The following is an 18,313-nucleotide window of genomic DNA, read 5'->3' as shown; positions in this document are numbered from 1 at the left end:
GGTCAGAGCGCTTCGGCGCCCGAGATGATTTCAATCAGTTCCTTGGTGATCTGAGCCTGGCGCTGACGGTTGTACCGCAGCGTCAGCTTCTTGATCATGTCACCGGCGTTGCGGGTCGCGTTGTCCATTGCGGACATGCGGGCGCCCTGCTCCGACGCGGCGTTCTCAAGGAGCGCGCGGAAGATCTGCACCGCGATGTTGCGGGGCAGAAGATCGGTCAGAATTTCAGCCTCGTCCGGCTCGTACTCATAGACCTGCGCGGCGTCACCAGACACCTTGCGCTCCGGCAGCTTGGCCGGAATGATCTGCTGAGCCGTCGGCACCTGGCTGATGACCGACTTGAATTCGGCATACAGCAGGGTGCAGACGTCGAACTCGCCCTTGTCGTACATCGACAGGACCAGATCGGCGATTTCGGCAGCGTTGGCATAGCCAATCGACTTCACGCCGCGCAGTTCGATCGTGCGCAGCACAAGCTTGCCGAACTCACGCTTGATTGCATCGAAGCCCTTCTTGCCGACGCAGAGGATTTTCACCTCCTTGCCCTGCGCGATCAGGCTGCGGGCGCGCTCGCGCGCCAGCTTTGCAATCGACGAATTGAAGCCACCGCAAAGGCCGCGTTCAGCCGTGGCGACGATCAGGAGATGTACCTGATCGCGCCCCGTGCCGGACATCAGCTTCGGCGCATCGTCGCGGCCCTCGAAGGCGACGGCGATGTTGGCGAGCACCTGGTCCATGCGTTCCGCATAGGGCCGGGCAGCCTCCGCAGCCTCCTGGGCGCGACGCAGCTTCGCCGCGGCCACCATTTTCATGGCCTTGGTGATCTTCTGCGTCGCCTTGACCGAGGCGATACGGTTTCGTAGGTCCTTCAGGCTCGGCATGGCCGCCCCTGCTCCTTCTCAGACAGCGTTCCGGGGATTAAGAGAAGCTCTTGGCGAAAGCGTCGATCGCCGCACGCAGGCGGGAGGTCAGCTCGTCGTCCAGGGCCTTCTTCTGCCAGATCGCGTCGAGGAGATCCTTGTGCTCACCACGCAGGGAGAGCAGCAGACCAGCCTCGAAAGCACGCACGCGGTCGACCGGGATCTTGTCCAGGTAGCCGTTCACGCCAGCATAGATCACCGCAACCTGCTCCTCGGTCTTGAGGGGCGAGAACTGCGGCTGCTTCAGCAGCTCGACCAGACGGGCACCACGGTTCAGCAGGCGCTGGGTGGTGGCGTCGAGATCGGAGCCGAACTGGGCGAATGCCGCCATTTCGCGGTACTGCGCCAGCTCGCCCTTGATCGGGCCTGCGACCTGCTTCATCGCCTTGATCTGAGCCGAGGAACCCACGCGGGACACGGACAGGCCGACGTTCACTGCCGGGCGGACGCCCTGGTAGAACAGGTCGGTTTCAAGGAAGATCTGACCGTCGGTGATCGAGATCACGTTGGTCGGAATGTAGGCCGACACGTCGTTCGCCTGGGTCTCGATGACCGGGAGAGCGGTGAGCGAACCGTTGCCGTTGGCATCGTTCAGCTTGGCCGCACGCTCCAGCAGACGGGAGTGCAGGTAGAACACGTCGCCCGGGAAGGCTTCACGTCCGGGCGGACGACGCAGAAGCAGGGACATCTGGCGGTAAGCCACGGCCTGCTTGGACAGATCGTCATAACCGATCACGGCGTGCATGCCGTTGTCGCGGAAGAACTCGCCCATGGCGCAGCCAGCGAACGGAGCCAGGAACTGCAGCGGAGCTGCGTCCGAAGCGGTTGCGGCGACGACGATGGAGTACGGCAGCGCGCCGCTGTCTTCCAGGGTCTTTACGAACTGGGCGACGGTGGAGCGCTTCTGGCCGACTGCAACGTAGATGCAGTACAGCTTGTTGCTCTCGTCGTTACCGGCGTGCAGCGGCTTCTGGTTCAGGAAGGTGTCGAGGATGATCGCGGTCTTGCCGGTCTGGCGGTCACCGATCACCAGCTCGCGCTGACCACGGCCAACCGGGATCAGGGCGTCGATTGCCTTGAGGCCGGTGGACATCGGCTCGTGCACGGACTTGCGCGGCAGAATGCCGGGAGCCTTGACGTCCACGCGACGCTTTTCGGTGAACTCGATCGGGCCCTTGCCGTCCAGCGGGTTGCCCAGCGGGTCGACAACGCGGCCCAGCAGGCCCTTGCCGACCGGGACTTCCACGATCGCGCCGGTACGCTTGACAGTGTCGCCTTCCTTGATTTCACGGTCGGAACCGAAAATCACGACGCCGACGTTGTCGGTTTCAAGGTTCAGCGCCATGCCACGCACGCCGCCGGGGAACTCGACCATTTCACCGGCCTGGACATTGTCCAGACCGTAGACGCGGGCGATGCCGTCACCGACGGACAGCACCTGACCAACCTCAGTCACCGCGGCCTCCTGGCCGAAGCTCTTGATTTGGTCCTTGAGGATAGCGGAAATTTCCGCGGCCCGAATATCCATCAGCCGACCTCTTTCATTGCGAACTTAAGAGAATTGAGCTTGGTGCGCAGCGACGTATCGACCATGCGGCTGCCAACCTTGACGACAAGGCCGCCAATGAGAGCAGGGTCGACGCGTGCAGCGATGTTGATCTTCTTGCCCGTGGAAGCAGAGAGAGCTTCCTTGAGCGCCGCGACATGGGCATCCGACAGCGCCGCTGCGGAGACAACCTCAGCCGTCGCCTCGCCACGCTTTTCAGCGAGCAGGGCACGGAAGGCCTTGATCATGTCGGGAAGAACGTAGAGACGCCGATTCTTGGCGGCCAGCTTCACGAAGTTGGCTGCCAGACCGGAAATTCCGGCCTTCGGAAGCAGGGCGTCAAGCGCCGCCAGCTGCTCATCGGCAGTAAAAACCGGGCTGCGCACAAGGCGGACGAGGTCCGCGCTTTCCGCCAGCATGGCCTCGAAAGCGGTAAGGTCACGCTCGACCGCCAGGGTCGCGCCACCGTCTTCGGCAAGTTCGAGCAGGGCAGCAGCATACCGCTTCGCCACGCCGGAAACGAGAGTTGTGTTGTCAGTCACCTGATCCGAGCTCTCTGACATAATTCCAAGGTGCCGCACCGGACTATCCGCCGCAATGCCTTGAAATTTATTGGGTTTTCAGGGTCAATTGGATTGACGGCAGAACCGCGCCCCCAGAAGCCGCGCCTCGAATAACACAGGCTGTTGTGGTGTGCAACTTCACAAGACCGGACAATAGGCGCAATTGCGAAGGATTCTGAGAGTCCGGCCCCTCCCCTGTCACAATTGCTGTCACAAAAACTGTTGCGGATCGATGTCGATCTGCAGTTTCAGACCGCCGCGCGCAGGCGGACAGAGGTGCATCCAGTGCTTCAGATAGGCCTGCAGGTCTGTCTGTCGTGGAGCCATAGCCAGCAAACGATATCTGTAGCGCCCGCGAACCATCGCAAGGGCAGCCTCGGCCGGCCCAAGAATTGTGACTGCGCGGTCCGGCGGCGCAACGCGGGAAACTGCACGGGCGTAGGCTTCGGTCGCTGGCTTGTCCGGGCCAGAGATCACCAGCGCCGCCAGCCTGCCGAACGGGGGAAGCCCGGCCACCCGGCGCGCTTCAATCTCGGCGTGGTAGAATGCTTCCCGGTCACCGGACAGGAGCGCGCGCAGCACGGGGTGCTCCGGCGAGTAGCTTTGCAGGATCCCGCGCCCACCGCCAGTGACGCGGCCGGCACGTCCCGTCACCTGGGCCAGCAGCTGGAAGGTCCGCTCGGCCGCGCGAGGGTCTCCGTGGGCGAGCCCAAGATCGGCATCCACGACACCGACAAGCTTCATCAGCGGAAAGTTATGTCCCTTGGCGACCAGCTGCGTGCCGATGACAATGTCGGCCCCGCCATCCTCGACAATCTTCATTTCCCGCCGCAGACGCTCCGGTCCGCCCATCAGGTCCGAGGAGAGGACAAGCACGCGGGCATCCGGAAACAGCCCCTCCACTTCCTCGGCCACACGTTCGACCCCCGGTCCGCAGGCAACGAGCGCATCCTGGGTGCCGCAGGCCGGGCAGGCGCGGGGGATCGCTTCGCTGTGGCCGCAGTGATGGCACACCAGCTTGCCCTTCATCCGGTGCTCGACCAGCCAGGCGCTGCACTGGCTGCACTGGAAGCGGTGGCCACAGGAGCGGCAGAGTGTCAGGGGGGCATAGCCGCGCCGGTTGAGAAACAGCAGCGACTGGCCCTTCTGGGCCAAAGTCTCGCGCATGGCCATGATGAGGCCGGGCGCGATCCAGCGGCCGCGCTCCGGCCCTTCGATGCGCATGTCGATGACCGACAGATCCGGCAGGCTTGCGCCGCTGGCGCGTTCCGGCAGCACATGCCGCTGATAGCGCCCGACATCCGCATTGACCCGGCTTTCCACCGAGGGCGTCGCCGAGGCGAGGATCACCGGGAACTTGCCGAGATGCCCCCGCACCACCGCCATGTCGCGCGCGTTGTAGGACACCCGGTCGTCCTGCTTGAAGGCGGTGTCATGCTCTTCGTCGACAACGATCAGCCCAAGCCGGGCGAAAGGCAGGAACAGCGCTGACCGCGCCCCGACCACCACAGGCACTTCGCCGCTGGCCACCCCGCGCCAGACGCGGGCGCGCTTCTTCGGCGTGATCTCCGAATGCCATTCGGCCGGCGCAACCCCGAACCGCGTTTCGAAGCGGCGCAGGAACTGTTCCGTCAGGCCGATTTCCGGCACCAGCACCACCGCCTGCTCGCCCCGCCGCACGGCTTCGGCCACAGCTTCGAAGTAGACTTCCGTCTTGCCGGATCCGGTGACACCGTCGATCAGCGACACTGTGCCGCGCCCCTCAAAACTGGCAACCAGCGCCTTGGCAACGTCCGCCTGCATCTGGGTCAGCTGCGGCGGATTGAAGTCGGGTTCCGGCGGTGGCGGCAACGGCGTCGCAGTCATGAAGACCGGCTCGAACACGCCCTGCCCGGTCAGCCCGTCGATCACGGACGAGCTGACGCCTGCAGTTGCCGCAAGGCCGGCCCGCGTCCAGGCAAAGCCTTCGCTTGCTGTTTCAATGGCGCGCGCCCGCGCCGGCGTCATGCGGTCGGGATGGCGATCCGGCACCAGCCGCAGCCCCGGCACCGGCGGTTCTGGCTCAAGCGCGTCTTCGGAGCGCAGGACCATGCGCAGCACCATGCCGGGCGAGGCCAGCGTCCAGCCGGCGACCCAGTCGATGAAGCGCCTCAGTTCCCCGTTGAGCGGTGGTGCGTCGTAGACATGCAGGATCTCTTTCAGCTTGCGCGGATTGATCGCCGCATCCGGCTGCGTGTCCCAGACCGCACCGATGACTTCCCGTGTGCCCAGCGGCACACGCACGATGCTGCCGGGCACCACGCGCGATCCCTCCGGCACCCGGTAGGTGTAGGGCTCGGGCACGGCGACAGGCACCAGCACGCTGGCAATCGTCTCACGCGTTTCTGGCAGGTCGTCGAACAGCACGCCGCAAGTGTCTCCTGTGCCAAGCCCGGACCGGTCCTCTGCCGGCTTTGGCGGTTAAGGTGGTCAGGACCGTGACTTGCGCGGTCCTTCATGCCTCCGGTCCGCGCATGGGCGCCTGAGGTACGTTCCGCAAAAACACTCCCTTCCGCGAATCGGGGGTGTTGCGGTGCGCGATCCTACGCTAAACAGACGGGGACCGGAGCGGCGCATGGGATATTTCCCCGCCGCGCCTCTCACAGTCGTATGGGAGCGTTCCGCTGTTTTCGGGAACGCGCAAGGGGAGTTGATACCCAGATGAAGTTCTTTGTCGATACGGCCGATACCGCAGAAATCGCCGAACTGGCTGCCACCGGCCTTCTGGACGGCGTGACCACAAACCCCTCCCTGATCATGAAGGCTGGCCGCCCGATGAAGGATGTGATCGCAGAAATCTGCAAGATCACGGACGGCCCGGTCTCCGCAGAAGTTGCCGCGACCGACTATGAAGGCATCATGCGCGAGGCCAAGGTGCTCGCCGCCATTGCGCCCAATGTCGTCATCAAGCTGCCGCTGACCATGGACGGTCTCAAGGCCTGCAAGGCGCTGACCTCGGCTGGTCACAAGACCAACGTCACCCTGTGCTTCTCGGCTACCCAGGCCCTTCTGGCCGCCAAGGCCGGCGCCACCTACATCTCGCCCTTCATCGGCCGCCTCGACGACATCAATCTCGATGGCCTCGAACTGATCCGCGAGATCCGCACGATCTATGACAACTACGGCTTCTCCACCGAGATCCTGGCTGCCTCGATCCGCACGATCAACCACGTGCGCGACTGCGCCATCATCGGCGCCGATGTCGCCACCATCCCGCCGTCGACGCTCAAGGCGCTGGTCAAGCATCCGCTGACCGACAAGGGCCTCGAGACCTTCCTGGCCGACTGGGCCAAGACCGGCCAGTCGATCGCCTGATCGCCCGGCCACCGTCATTGAAACGGCACCCTCTCGGGTGCCGTTTTTGTTTGAACGCCTTGTGATCGTCGATTTGCGTTCCGGGTCACCCCGGTCAAGCGAAGCGCCGAGCCGGGGCCTACTCGTTCCCAGAGTGTTGATGCGGGCACCGCGGTGCCCTTCACAAGCACAGGCAGCGTCAAGCCACTGGCGGCGCTGCCAACATCTTCTGCTCTGGAAGCGAGTAGGCCCCGGGTCTCCGCTTCGCTCTCGCCCGGGGTGACCTTCTTGTGTCAACCGGCAGCCGCGCAGCCACGCCTGCGCAGGCCGTTTCCGGCCGCCCCGCCCCTCTCGCCTCTTGCAGTGATCGTGCGAAGATCTCACTCTATAGTCACTGGAGCTATAGGATTTACAGTCATGTCCGACCTGTCCATCGGTGATCTCGCCCGCCGCACCGGCGTCAAGGTGCCGACGATCCGCTACTACGAGCAGATGGGTCTGGTGCCGGAACCTCCGCGCACCGAGGGCAACCAGCGGCGCTATGGACGGGCTGAACTGGAACGCCTCACCTTCATCAAGCATGCCCGGGATCTCGGGCTGCCGATGGAGGCAATCCGTGACCTCATTGATCTCAGCGCCCATCCCGAGCGCCCCTGCGGCGATGCGGAGCGGATCGCCGCCGAACAACTCGCCACTGTCCGCGATAAGATCGCTCGCCTGCAGCGGCTGGAAGCAGAACTGGAGCGGATCATGGCCCATGACCACGGTGCACACACGGTCGCGGAATGCCACGTCCTGCGCGCCCTCGCCGACCATTCCCTCTGTGACGGCGACCATTGAACGCCGCTGGGCGCACATTCGCCTGCTGACGCCAAAGCACATTCGGACGTCATCCCAGCCTCCGTGCGGGGATCCAGCTGCGCCGCACAAGCATCAACGCCTTGAAACCGTTGAGGCAGAATGGATCCCCGCACGAGGCGGGGATGACCGTGGTGGTGAAAGGCAGTGGTCGGGAATGACCGCACCCCGCTTTCCTGCATAGACGGTTCCAACCGAAGCACGGGCGATAGCGAAATGTGCAAAAGGCCGGAGCGTCGCCGCTCCGGCCCAGACTGCTGACAAACCTCGACCTCAACGTCGTCATCCCGGCCAAGCGCAGCGTCGAGCCGGGACCGGAGAGGCGAGGTCTCTATAATTCAATCCGTTAAACTCGGAGAGACCTTGGCTCTCCGGTCCCGGATCTCCGCTTCGCTGCGTCCGGGATGACGGTAGAGTGTTCGTCATCAACCTCTGCCGGAGCGTCACCGCTCCGGCCTTCTTGACATTCGGGACTGAACCCAGCCGATCAGGCGTGGATCGGCTTGGCGAATGTCGCCATGGCGGCTTCCTTCACGGCTTCCGACATGGTCGGATGCGCGTGGCAGGTGCGGCCGAGGTCTTCCGAGGAGCCGCCGAATTCCATCAGCACGGCTGCCTCGTGGATCATCTCGCCAGCGCCATGGCCGACGATATGCACGCCGAGAACGCGGTCGGTGGCCGCATCGGCCAGCACCTTCACGAAACCGTCGGTGTGGTTCATGGCGCGGGCACGACCGTTGGCGACGAAGTTGAACTTGCCGGCCTTGTAGGCGATGCCTGCGGCCTTCAGCTCTTCCTCGGTCTTGCCCACCGATGCCACTTCCGGTGAGGTGTAAACGACGCCCGGGATGACGTCATAGTTCACGTGACCGGCCTGGCCGGCGAGCATCTCGGCCAACGCCACGCCCTCGTCCTCGGCCTTGTGCGCCAGCATCGGGCCGACGATGACGTCGCCGATGGCGTAGATGCCCGGCACGTTGGTCTGATAATGGCCATTCGTCTCGACGCGGCCGCGGTTATCCAGCTTGACGCCAGCCTCTTCCAGGCCAAGTCCAGCCGTGTAGGGCTTGCGGCCGATGGCGACGAGAACCACGTCGGCCTCGATCACTTCAGCGGCACCGCCAGCGGCCGGCTCGACCGAGACTTCCAGACCCTTGCCCTTCTTGGCAACACCGGTGACCTTGGACGACAGCTTGAAGGTCATGCCCTGCTTGGCCAGCAGACGCTGGGAACTGCTTGGAGACATCGCCGTCCATCGGGCCGAGGATCTTGTCCATGAATTCGACAACGGTCACCTTGGCGCCGAGACGGCCCCAGACCGAGCCCAGTTCCAGACCGATGACGCCGCCGCCGACCACGACGAGGTGATCCGGCACCTTCTCAAGCGTCAGCGCGCCGGTAGAGGAGACGACCTGCTTCTCGTCGATCTCGACGCCCGGCAGCTGCATCACGTCGGAGCCGGTGGCAATGACGATCGACTTGGTGGCAAGTTCGGTCACCTTGCCGTCTTCAGCAGTGACGGACACCTTGCCCTGGCCCAGGATCTTGCCGGTGCCGTGGAAGGCCTCGATCTTGTTCTTCTTCAGGAGGAACGCAACGCCGCCGACATTGGCGTCGATGGTCGCCTGCTTGTGCGTCATCATCGCCGGCAGGTCGAGCTTCGGCTTGGCCACCTTGATGCCGAGCGCCTCGAAGCCATGGCCGGCCTCATGGAACATCTCGGAAGCATGCAGCAGCGCCTTGGACGGAATGCAGCCCACGTTCAGGCAGGTGCCGCCATGGGTGGCGCGCTTCTCGACCACCGCGACCTTCAGGCCGAGCTGGGCGGCCTTGATGGCGCAGACATAGCCACCGGGACCGGTACCGATGACAACGAGATCATACTGGGACATGGGAATGCCTCACGTTCTTATAGGTCAGTTTGAGGCAGCCGGCGCGCGTGCGGCCAGCCACCATAGCTTTCGGGAGATCATGCGGCAGGCGCGCTCCCGGCGAGACCGGCCTTCACCCGCGCCATGATCACTCCATGCAGCGCGATGATCAGGACCAGCGAAACGACATGCTGGGTCAGGCTTGCGACCGGCCAGAGGCCGGCAAAACCGGCGGCCCCCAGCGGCAGGAACAGGACGATTGCCGTCCAGACGCCCGGATTTGGCTGTCGCATGGCGATCATCTGGACGATGTGCAGCACCGCATTCACCAGCACCAGATAGACGGCGACCATGCCCCATCCGGCATCGATGAAGCGCATCGCGAGCATGGCCAGCGCGGCCACCCACCAGACGCCGAAGATGTTGACGGCAAATACGAAACCCGGGGTCAGCACCTCACGGCCATGGCCGATATGGGCATTGACGAACTGGCGGAACCGGTCGCGGTCATGCTCCTCGAACTGATGCAGCATGTAGACCGGCAGGACGAGATAGACGTAGAGTTCAGCCTGGGGCCATCCGGCGGTGAACACGGGGGTCAGGAGCAGCAGGACAAACCCTGCCATGAAGCCACCGTAGACCCAGTTTGCGCTGAGGCGCTCAAGCACACCCGTCATCATGCCCATCCGCTCCATGTGTCCGACTGCGACCTGTTGCCGCGCGGGCTAGCTTGACCGCCGTTCCTGCAATTGCAAGGGGCCAAGATCGGCACCGCGGCAAGGCTGGAAAGTGCGTGGCTTACTTGTGCGCCGGGTATCGCCGCAGATACAGGCAAATGCTCCCCCAGATTGCTGCCATGATAGCAATCATCACTGAAAGACCGATGACCTGCTGCTGATCACCAGCCAAGAACACCGGGAACATTATGATCCCGTAGCCAACGATGACGACGACAGCATTCACCCCGGCCAACCACAAAACTCTGGATCCGCGTACCCAGATCTCCGCAATCAGCCACAGGGACAGTGCAGCAGCGACTACGGAGAAAACAGTAGAGTAAATTGAATAGTTCTGGGTGCCACTCAACATGGCACCCAGGTTCCGGACCGTGCCCAGCACGCCGTAACCCAAATAAGCCAGAATTAGCCAAATCGGTATCGGGCGACCAAACACGGCGATTGCTCCTTAGAGATCCAGCACCAGACGGCGCGGGTCTTCCAGGCTTTCCTTGACGCGGACGAGGAAGGTCACGGCTTCCTTGCCGTCGACGATGCGGTGATCGTAGGACAGGGCCAGATACATCATCGGACGGATGACGACCTGACCATTCACGGCCATCGGACGGTCCTGGATCTTGTGCATGCCGAGGATGCCCGACTGCGGGGCGTTCAGGATCGGCGAGGACATCAGCGAGCCGTAGACGCCGCCGTTGGAGATGGTGAAGGTGCCGCCCTGCATGTCGGCAACGCCGAGCTTGCCGTCGCGAGCCTTGCGGCCGAGGTTGGCGATTTCCTTCTCGATCTCGGCAATCGACATCTGGTCGGCGTCGCGCACGACCGGAACCACGAGGCCCTTGTCGGTGCCGACGGCCACGCCGATGTGGCAGAAGTTTTTGTAGACGACGTCGGTGCCGTCGATCTCGGCGTTGACGGCCGGGATTTCCTTCAGCGCGTGGCAGACGGCCTTGGTGAAGAAGCCCATGAAGCCGAGCTTCACGCCATGCTTCTTCTCGAACACGTCCTTGTAGGCGGCGCGCAGGTCCATCACCGGGCCCATGTCCACTTCGTTGTAAGTGGTCAGCATGGCGGCGGTGTTCTGGGCGTCCTTCAGGCGGCGCGCGATGGTCTGGCGCAGCTTGGTCATGCGGACGCGCTCTTCGCGGGCCTCGTCCTCGGCCGGAACCGGCGCGCGGACGGATACGGGAGCAGCAGCTGCAGCCGGGGCAGCGGTGACGCCGGCAGCCACGGCGGCCAGCACGTCACCCTTCAGCACCTGGCCACGCTTGCCGGAGCCTGCAACCTGGTCAGCCGACAGGCCGGTTTCGGCCAGCAGCTTGCCAGCGGCCGGGGCCGGCGGCATGGAGGTCGGAGCAGCCGGGGCGGCGACGGCCGGTGCCGGAGCAGCGGCGGCAACGGCAGGGGCTGCAGCGGCGGCAGGAGCTGCGGCAGCCGCAGCGGCGCCAGCAGCGATCAGGCCGAGCAGGGCGCCGACGCCAACGGTGTCGCCTTCCTTGACGAGGATGCTCTCAAGGGTGCCGGACGCCGGGGACGGAACCTCGACGGTCACCTTGTCGGTTTCGAGTTCAACGAGCGGCTCGTCGGCCTTCACGGCTTCGCCGGGCTTCTTGAACCACTGGGCAATCGTTGCCTCGGAGACGGATTCGCCCAGAGTGGGCACGCGGATTTCGGTTGCCATGGTCGCCTTCTCTAAAAAATTGCCTTGGCCAGTTCCGGATCGGGGGTCCGGCCCGCCTGACTGGCGGGCCGTCCGGGATCAGTTTGCGAATGCCTCGTCCAGGAACGCCTGGAGCTGGGCAAGGTGCTTGGACATCAGGCCCGTTGCGGTCGACGCCGAGGCGGCGCGTCCCGCGTAGCGCGGACGGCGGCTCTTCGCACCGATCTGGTCGAGAACCCATTCGATGTAAGGCTGGACGAAGGTCCATGCCCCCATGTTCTGCGGCTCTTCCTGACACCAGACCATGTCGGCATTGCGGAAGCGGGACAGTTCCTGCACCAGCGCCTTCTTCGGGAACGGGTAGAGCTGCTCGACACGCAGGAGATAGACATCCGTGATGCCGCGCTTCTCGCGCTCTTCGTAAAGGTCATAATAGACCTTGCCCGAGCACATCACCACACGGCGGATCTTGTCGTCCGGCACCAGCTTGATGGTGCTGTCGGCCAGATACTCCGCATCGTCCCACAGCAGGCGGTGGAAGGTCGAATCCGCACCCAGTTCCACCAGCTTCGACGTGGCGCGCTTGTGACGCAGAAGCGACTTCGGCGTCATCAGGATCAGCGGCTTGCGGATGTCACGCTTCAGCTGACGGCGCAGGATGTGGAAGTAGTTCGCCGGCGTCGTGCAGTTCGCGACCTGCATGTTGTCTTCGGCGCAGAGCTGGAGATAGCGCTCCAGACGAGCCGATGAGTGTTCCGGACCCTGACCTTCATAGCCATGCGGCAGAAGGCAGACGAGACCGGACATGCGCAGCCACTTGCGCTCGCCGCTCGAGATGAACTGGTCGAACAGGACCTGCGCACCGTTGGCGAAGTCACCGAACTGGGCTTCCCACATGGTCAGCGCGTTCGGTTCGGCCATCGAGTAGCCATACTCGAACCCGAGCACGGCTTCTTCCGAAAGCATCGAGTTGATGACTTCGTAGCGGGCCTGGTCCGGGGCCAGGTTGTTGAGCGGGATGTAGCGGTTCTCGTCTTCCTGATCGTACAGGACAGTGTGACGCTGCGAGAAGGTGCCGCGTTCGCAGTCCTGACCGGACAGGCGCACGGGATGGCCTTCGGTCACCAGCGTGCCGAACGCCAGCGCTTCCGCCGTTGCCCAGTCGATGCCCTCGCCCGTGTCGATCATCGTGGCGCGGTTCGACAGGAACCGGCCGATGGTCTTGTGAACGTTGAAGCCTTCCGGAACTTCCGTGAGCTTCTTGCCGAGGTCCTTCAGGCGCTCGGTCGGGACACCGGTCGCACCGCGGCGCGGGTCTTCCTGGTCGTCTGCAGCCTTCATGCCGGACCACTTGCCGTCCAGCCAGTCGGCCTTGTTCGGCTTGTAGGTCTGGCCGGCTTCAAACTCGGCTTCCAGCTTGGCCCGCCAGGCCGTCTTCATCGCCTCGACTTCCTCGGCTGTGACGACGCCCTCAGCCATCAGACGCTCTGCATAAATCTGCAGCGTGGTCGGATGGTTGCGGATCTTGCGGTACATGACCGGCTGCGTGAAGCTCGGCTCGTCGCCTTCGTTGTGACCGAAGCGGCGATAGCAGATCATGTCGATGACGACCGGGCGTCCGAACAGCTGACGGAACTCGGTTGCGATCTTGGCGGCAAACACCACTGCTTCCGGATCATCCGCGTTGACGTGGAAGATCGGGGCCTCGATCACCTTGGCCATGTCGGACGGATACGGCGAGGAGCGCGAGAAGCGCGGGTTCGTCGTGAAGCCGATCTGGTTGTTGATGATGACATGCAGCGAACCGCCGGTGCGGTGACCGCGCAGGGCCGAAAGGCCAAAGCACTCAGCCACGACGCCCTGGCCGGCGAAGGCCGCATCGCCGTGGATGAGCAGCGGCAGCACCTTGGAACGGTCGGTCTGGCGCGCGTCCATCAGCCAGCGGCCGTCAACCGACGACAGCTGGTCCTGCTTGGCGCGGACCTTGCCGAGCACCACCGGGTTGACGATTTCCAGATGCGACGGGTTCGCCGTCAGCGACAGGTGCACCTCGTTGCCGTCGAAGGACCGGTCGGACGAAGCGCCCAGATGGTACTTCACGTCACCCGAGCCTTCCACGTCGTCCGGGGCGTAGGAACCGCCCTTGAACTCATGGAACACGGCGCGGTGCGGCTTGCCCATCACCTGGGTCAGCACGTTGAGGCGGCCACGGTGCGCCATGCCAAGGACGATGTCCTTGAGGCCCATGTTGCCGCCGCGCTTGATGATCTGCTCGAGCGCCGGGATCAGCGCTTCACCGCCGTCGAGACCGAACCGCTTGGTTCCGGTGTACTTGACGTCAATGAACTTCTCGAAGCCTTCGGCCTCGACGAGCTTGTTCAGGATCGCGCGCTTGCCCTGCGGGGTGAACTCGACATGCTTGTCCGGCCCTTCGATGCGCTCCTGCAACCAGGCCTTGGCGGCCGGATCGGAGATGTGCATGAACTCGACGCCAAGGGTCGAGCAATAGGTGCGCTTGAGGATCTCCAGCATCTCGCGCAGGGTGGCGTATTCCAGCCCCAGCACGTTGTCGATGAAGATCGGACGGTCCCAGTCGGCGTCGGTGAAGCCGTAGGACGAGGGATGCAGCTCCTCGTGGTCGCCCGGGGGCGAGAGGCGCAGCGGATCAAGGTCAGCGTGCAGATGGCCGCGCATGCGGTACGCACGGATCATCATCAGGGCACGCACGCTGTCGCGGGTTGCCTGATGCACGTCGCCAGCGGACACCGGAGCTGCCGCGCCCTTGGCATCGGCCTTCTGCTTCAGCTTGTCCCCGACCACCTTCTCGATCTGGCCCCAGTTGCCGTCGAGAGCGTTGATGAGGTCGCCCCCGGCTGCGACTGGCCAATCGGCCCGCGCCCACGGGGCACCGCGTGCTTCCTTCAGCACATCGGCTTTTTCATCCTGCAGACCGGCGAAGAAGTCCTGCCACTCGGCGTCAACCGAAGCGGGATTCTCCTGGTACTGGGCGTAGAGTTCTTCAATGTAGGCTGCGTTGGCGCCGTAAAGGAACGACGTCAGCGCGAAGACATTGTTCGCGTCCTGCCGGGCCATGCTCGTTCAGCGGAGGGTCGCTCCGCCCTTTTTTCTCAGGCGCAGCCAGAGGCCGGCCTGTGTTGCACGTTCGGGCCCGCGCCACAGGACACGGACCCCGCTCGAAAATCGCGGACACCGGGAGTGCCGATGTCCGCTTTCCTTGGTTATGCCTTACGAACCGTAAACAAATTGCCCGGCTCGCAGTGGCATCAGCCCTTCAGGACCTGGACGAGGGTCTCGCCCAGCTTGGCCGGCGACGGAGAGACGCGGATGCCAGCCGATTCCATGGCGGCAATCTTGTCTTCCGCACCGCCCTTGCCGCCGGAGATCACAGCACCTGCGTGACCCATCGTGCGGCCCTTCGGGGCGGTCCGGCCCGCGATGAAGCCGGCCATCGGCTTCTTGCGGCCCTTCTTGGCCTCGTCCTTGAGGAACTGGGCAGCGTCCTCTTCGGCCGAACCACCGATCTCGCCGATCATGATGATCGACTGGGTGGCTTCGTCGGCGAGGAACATCTCCAGCACGTCGATGAATTCCGTACCCTTGACCGGGTCACCACCGATGCCGACAGCCGTCGTCTGGCCGAGGCCGGCGTTGGAGGTCTGGAACACGGCTTCATAGGTAAGCGTGCCGGAGCGCGACACAATACCGACCGAACCCTTCTTGAAGATGGAGCCCGGCATGATGCCGATCTTGCACTGTTCCGGGGTCAGGATGCCGGGGCAGTTCGGGCCGAGCAGGCGCGACTTGGACTTCTCCAGGCGGGCCTTGACCTTCACCATGTCAGCCACCGGAATGCCTTCCGTGATGCAGACAATGAAGGGGATCTCGGCGTCGATGGCTTCGATGATCGCAGCCGCGGCACCGGCCGGCGGCACGTAGATCACAGAAGCATCCGCACCGGTCGCGTCCTTGGCAGCGGCGACGGAAGCGTAGATCGGCAGGCTTTCGCCCTTCGAGCCGGTCCACTTCTCGCCACCCTTGGCCGGGTGCACGCCGGCCACCATCTGGGTGCCGTAGTAGGCCAGTGCCTGTTCCGTGTGGAACGTGCCGGTCTTGCCGGTCAGGCCCTGGACGATGACCTTGGTATCTTTGTTGACGAGGATCGACATTATTCTGCTTCCTCTTCCTCAAACTCGAGGGCGTCAAACTCCTCGAAGACGTCATTCGTGAAACGATAGCCCTTGCCGGTCGCCTGCTTGTGCGGCATGTGCGCATCAAGGTTGCGGGACCAGTTGGTGCTGAACCAGTCGAAGTTGCCGTCGGACTTCGAGATACCGAGTTCACCCTGCCAGACGTAGGTCTTGGCATCCTTTGCCTTGATGGTCAGGTACTCGGACGCATCTTCACGGTCGGTGAAATGCGCCCAGCTGCTGGCCACGCCATCTTCCGGTGTGGGGGTGTTGTCCCAGCACACGAAGTAGCAAAGGTTGATGTCGGTCTCGTTCGGTCCGAAGGCCTGACGGTTCACGACCTTGCGTGCGGCCGCCATCACTTGGCGCCCTGCACGGCTGCGACGATCTTCTGTGCCGCATCGTCGAGGTCATCGGCGGCGATCACGTTCAGACCGCTGTCCGAGATGATCTTCTTGCCGAGTTCGACGTTGGTGCCCTCGAGACGGACGACGAGCGGAACCTGCAGGCCCACTTCCTTCACGGCCGCGATCACGCCTTCAGCGATGACATCACACTTCATGATGCCGCCGAAGATGTTGACCAGGATGCCTTCCACGCGCGGGTCCGCGGTGATGATCTTGAAGGCTGCTGCCACCTTCTCCTTGCTGGCGCCGCCACCGACGTCACAGAAGTTGGCCGGCTCCTTGCCGTACAGCTTGATGATGTCCATGGTCGCCATGGCAAGGCCGGCGCCGTTGACCATGCAGCCGATGTTGCCGTCGAGGGCGACATAGGCCAGCTCCCACTTGGAAGCCTCGATTTCCTTGGCGTCTTCCTCGGTCACGTCGCGCAGGGCAACGATTTCCGGGTGACGGAACAGGGCGTTGCCGTCGAAGGACACCTTGGCGTCCAGAACGCGCACGCGGCCGTCCTTCATGACGATCAGCGGGTTGATCTCCAGAAGGCTCATGTCTTTTTCCATGAAGGCCTTGTAGAGGATCGGGAACAGCGTCATGCCGTCCTGGCGGGCGTCGCCTTCCAGCTTCAGCGCATCGCAGAGCTTGGCAGCGTCAGCCGCGGTCACACCGGTTTCCGGGTCGATCGGCAGAGTGACGATCTTCTCCGGGGTGTGCTCGGCAACGGCTTCGATGTCCATGCCGCCTTCGGTGGAGACGACGAAGGCCGGACGGCCGACCGAACGGTCCACGAGGATGGAGAGATACAGCTCGCGCTCGATGTCGGCGCCGTCCTCGATGTAGAGGCGGTTCACGACCTTGCCGGCTTCACCGGTCTGGGCGGTCACCAGCGTGTTGCCAAGCATTTCCTTGGCGTGCTTGATGACGTCTTCCATCGAGAAGGCGAGGCGCACGCCGCCCTTGGCGTCGGCCGGCAGTTCCTTGAACTTGCCCTTGCCACGGCCACCGGCGTGGATCTGCGACTTCACGACCCAGAGCGGGCCCGGCAGCTGCTTGGCTGCGGCTTCTGCTTCGTCAGCCGAGAAGATGGCGACGCCTTCGGCAACCGGAGCGCCGTATTCCTTCAGGACCGCCTTGGCCTGATACTCATGAATGTTCATGGTCTCCCCCGTCGTTCGGAGAACCGCCGCCGGTGAGCCGGCGGCGGGTTGTATCTCTGGCTATCAGTTCAGCACGAGACTCAGGCGAGCGCCGGCTGGATCTTCTTGCAGGCTTCGACCAGCGCGTCGACGGATGCGACGGACTTGTCGAACATGGCCTTCTCGTCGGCGTTCATGTCGATCTCGATGACGCGCTCGACGCCACCGGCACCGATGACAACCGGCACACCGACGTAGGTGTTCTTGAGGCCGTACTGGCCGTTCAGCGCAGCAGCGCAGGGCAGCACGCGCTTCTTGTCCTTGAGATAGCTCTCAGCCATCGCAATGGCCGAAGAGGCCGGGGCGTAGAAGGCCGAACCGGTCTTCAGCAGACCGACGATCTCGGCGCCGCCGTCACGGGTGCGCTGGACGATCTGTTCCAGGCGCTCGGCCGTGCACCAGCCCATCTTGACGAGGTCCGGCAGCGGAATGCCGGCAACGGTGGAGTAGCGGGTCAGCGGCACCATGGTGTCGCCGTGGCCACCCAGCACGAATGCGGTGACGTCCTCGACCGAGACGTTGAACTCGTCGGCCAGGAAGTAGCGGAAGCGGGCGCTGTCCAGCACGCCGGCCATGCCGACGACCTTGTGGGACGGCAGGCCGGAGAACTTCTGCAGGGCCCAGACCATCGCATCGAGCGGGTTGGTGATGCAGATGACGAAAGCGTTCGGAGCGTGCTTGGCAATGCCGGCGCCGACCTGCTCCATGACCTTCAGGTTGATTTCCAGCAGGTCGTCGCGGCTCATGCCCGGCTTGCGCGGCACGCCGGCGGTGACGATCACGACGTCCGCGCCTTCGATGCCTTCATAGGTGTTGGTGCCGGCGAGCTTGGCGTCAAAGCCGTCAACCGGGGAAGACTCGGCGATGTCGAGCGACTTGCCCTGCGGCATGCCCTCGGCGATGTCGAAGAGGACGATGTCCCCCAGCTCCTTGAGACCAGCCAGGTGGGCGAGCGTGCCGCCAATCTGACCCGAACCAATCAAAGCAATTTTGTTGCGCGCCATGTCCGAAAGTTTCCCTTTA

Annotated in this window: 14 protein-coding genes and 1 pseudogene; 2 read left to right on the top strand and 13 right to left on the bottom strand. The window is 63.9% G+C overall.

Annotated features, from left to right (window positions below; all coding sequences use genetic code 11):
* Positions 1–2: 2 nt before the first annotated feature.
* The 4 genes from OVA12_RS13550 to OVA12_RS13535 all read right to left on the bottom strand — a co-directional run bounded on the left by OVA12_RS13550 (position 3) and on the right by OVA12_RS13535 (position 5,435).
* Positions 3–881, bottom strand: coding sequence for a F0F1 ATP synthase subunit gamma (locus OVA12_RS13550; RefSeq protein ID WP_268138141.1), 879 nt, complete (start codon positions 879–881; stop codon positions 3–5).
* Positions 882–918: 37 nt separating this feature from the next.
* Positions 919–2,448 (bottom strand): F0F1 ATP synthase subunit alpha, encoded by a 1,530-nt coding sequence (gene atpA, locus OVA12_RS13545; protein WP_268138139.1) that lies wholly within the window; start codon positions 2,446–2,448, stop codon positions 919–921.
* On the bottom strand, positions 2,448–3,008 hold the full coding sequence (locus OVA12_RS13540) for a F0F1 ATP synthase subunit delta (protein ID WP_268138137.1): 561 nt from the start codon (positions 3,006–3,008) through the stop codon (positions 2,448–2,450). Before OVA12_RS13540 ends, atpA begins: the two co-directional genes overlap by 1 nt.
* A 231-nt stretch (positions 3,009–3,239) precedes the next feature.
* Positions 3,240–5,435, bottom strand: coding sequence for a primosomal protein N' (locus OVA12_RS13535; RefSeq protein ID WP_268138136.1), 2,196 nt, complete (start codon positions 5,433–5,435; stop codon positions 3,240–3,242).
* A 294-nt stretch (positions 5,436–5,729) separates the two neighbouring features.
* Here OVA12_RS13535 and fsa point away from each other — a divergent pair, with 294 nt between their 5' ends.
* The gene (gene fsa / locus OVA12_RS13530) at positions 5,730–6,383 is read left to right on the top strand and encodes a fructose-6-phosphate aldolase (RefSeq protein WP_268138134.1); all 654 of its coding nucleotides are present in this window, start codon (positions 5,730–5,732) and stop codon (positions 6,381–6,383) included.
* Between the two features lie 396 nt (positions 6,384–6,779).
* The gene (locus OVA12_RS13525) at positions 6,780–7,202 is read left to right on the top strand and encodes a MerR family transcriptional regulator (RefSeq protein ID WP_268138132.1); all 423 of its coding nucleotides are present in this window, start codon (positions 6,780–6,782) and stop codon (positions 7,200–7,202) included.
* Positions 7,203–7,707: 505 nt separating this feature from the next.
* On the opposite strand, the pseudogene lpdA reads toward OVA12_RS13525, so the two are convergent.
* The 9 genes and pseudogenes from lpdA to mdh all read right to left on the bottom strand — a co-directional run bounded on the left by lpdA (position 7,708) and on the right by mdh (position 18,294).
* Positions 7,708–9,112: pseudogene (lpdA, locus tag OVA12_RS13520) on the bottom strand (dihydrolipoyl dehydrogenase).
* Positions 9,113–9,189: 77 nt separating this feature from the next.
* A complete protein-coding gene (locus OVA12_RS13515) occupies positions 9,190–9,768 on the bottom strand; it encodes an HXXEE domain-containing protein (protein ID WP_268138130.1) in 579 nt (192 codons plus the stop codon).
* A 121-nt stretch (positions 9,769–9,889) separates the two neighbouring features.
* Positions 9,890–10,264 (bottom strand): hypothetical protein, encoded by a 375-nt coding sequence (locus OVA12_RS13510; protein WP_268138128.1) that lies wholly within the window; start codon positions 10,262–10,264, stop codon positions 9,890–9,892.
* A gap of 12 nt (positions 10,265–10,276) precedes the next feature.
* Positions 10,277–11,506 (bottom strand): 2-oxoglutarate dehydrogenase complex dihydrolipoyllysine-residue succinyltransferase, encoded by a 1,230-nt coding sequence (gene odhB, locus OVA12_RS13505; RefSeq protein WP_268138126.1) that lies wholly within the window; start codon positions 11,504–11,506, stop codon positions 10,277–10,279.
* A 78-nt stretch (positions 11,507–11,584) separates the two neighbouring features.
* Positions 11,585–14,578 (bottom strand): 2-oxoglutarate dehydrogenase E1 component, encoded by a 2,994-nt coding sequence (locus OVA12_RS13500; protein WP_268138124.1) that lies wholly within the window; start codon positions 14,576–14,578, stop codon positions 11,585–11,587.
* Positions 14,579–14,769: 191 nt separating this feature from the next.
* The gene (sucD, locus tag OVA12_RS13495; protein ID WP_268138122.1) at positions 14,770–15,672 is read right to left on the bottom strand and encodes a succinate--CoA ligase subunit alpha; all 903 of its coding nucleotides are present in this window, start codon (positions 15,670–15,672) and stop codon (positions 14,770–14,772) included.
* On the bottom strand, positions 15,672–16,052 hold the full coding sequence (locus OVA12_RS13490) for a hypothetical protein (RefSeq protein ID WP_268138120.1): 381 nt from the start codon (positions 16,050–16,052) through the stop codon (positions 15,672–15,674). The genes sucD and OVA12_RS13490 overlap by 1 nt, the downstream gene beginning before the upstream one ends.
* On the bottom strand, positions 16,052–17,251 hold the full coding sequence (gene sucC, locus OVA12_RS13485) for an ADP-forming succinate--CoA ligase subunit beta (RefSeq protein ID WP_268138118.1): 1,200 nt from the start codon (positions 17,249–17,251) through the stop codon (positions 16,052–16,054). Before sucC ends, OVA12_RS13490 begins: the two co-directional genes overlap by 1 nt.
* Positions 17,252–17,331: 80 nt before the next feature.
* A complete protein-coding gene (mdh, locus tag OVA12_RS13480) occupies positions 17,332–18,294 on the bottom strand; it encodes a malate dehydrogenase (RefSeq protein WP_268138116.1) in 963 nt (320 codons plus the stop codon).
* Positions 18,295–18,313 lie beyond the last annotated feature (19 nt).

Source organism: Pannonibacter sp. SL95 (assembly GCF_026672425.1).
GTDB lineage: Bacteria > Pseudomonadota > Alphaproteobacteria > Rhizobiales > Stappiaceae > Pannonibacter.
Note: the sequence above shows the minus strand (reverse complement) of the source record. Positions and strands in the feature narration are given on the sequence as shown.